The following is a 765-nucleotide window of genomic DNA, read 5'->3' as shown; positions in this document are numbered from 1 at the left end:
ACCCACCCCAGCAAGGGAGCACCCCGATGACGAACACCCCCGAGGTCTACAACCACGAAGTCACCCTCCGGCTGCCCGACGGACGCGAGATCACCGAACACGCGAGCGCCATCGCCACCAACGGCTCCGGACAGGACGCCGTCGCCAGCGCCGTCGCACGCGAGGCGATGGCCAAGCACCCCGGCGCCACCCACATCCGCACCGTCTCCGAGCGGGCCTGACCCCCGCCACCGCATGACTGCGGGGCGGCCACGCCTCCCACAGCACCGGCCGCCCCGCACACACCCACCCACCCGAGAGAGAGCAGGAGCACGACACATCATGTTCGGTCGCCGCAAGAACACCAACCCCGACACCGACACCACCGCCCGGCAGGAGGCGCCGAAGCTTCGGCAGCGCGGCACCATCCACCTCCCCGAGGAGCCCTACAAGCTCCGCCTGGGCTTCCCCGTCACCCGCGACCCCCGCAAGAAGAACCGCTGACCCCCGGCACCCAAGAGGGGGCGGGCCCGGCGCACCAGGGCCCGCCCCCTTCGCCCACACCCCCGGAAGGAACCCCACTGATGCTGTCCGCCGTCGCCACCGCCGCCTACTACGACCGCGCCCACGCCGCCGGCCACGATCCCGACCACGCCCGCGCCACGTTGGACGAGGCCGTCACGGAGTACCGGGACGGGCGCACGCCCGAGCCGCCCGACCACGTGGCGCTCGCACGCCTCACCGACCCCGCCACCGCGCCCCGGCCCATCCCCCACACCCTCGTCC

Annotated in this window: 3 protein-coding genes; all 3 read left to right on the top strand. The window is 73.6% G+C overall.

The features are described from left to right. Positions 1 to 221: hypothetical protein (locus FOE67_RS27470; protein ID WP_228474365.1), on the top strand; the 221-nt coding region annotated here is incomplete at its 5' end. A 100-nt stretch (positions 222 to 321) separates the two neighbouring features. After that, positions 322 to 483 carry a hypothetical protein gene (locus FOE67_RS27465; RefSeq protein ID WP_182667512.1) on the top strand — a complete coding sequence of 54 codons (162 nt, stop codon included), beginning with the start codon at positions 322 to 324 and terminating at the stop codon, positions 481 to 483. 80 nt (positions 484 to 563) lie between these two features. Beyond that, positions 564 to 765 (top strand): hypothetical protein (locus tag FOE67_RS27460; protein ID WP_182667511.1); only part of this gene is annotated, 202 nt, incomplete at its 3' end.

This window comes from Streptomyces calidiresistens, from assembly GCF_014141525.1.
Classification (GTDB): domain Bacteria; phylum Actinomycetota; class Actinomycetes; order Streptomycetales; family Streptomycetaceae; genus Streptomyces; species Streptomyces calidiresistens.
This window is presented reverse-complemented; position numbering and strand designations above follow the sequence as displayed.

What these genes read in the sequence shown, in the direction of transcription:
- FOE67_RS27465 (WP_182667512.1), top strand. Translation starts at nt 322, where the DNA reads ATGTTCGGTCGCCGCAAGAACACCAACCCCGACACCGACACCACCGCC.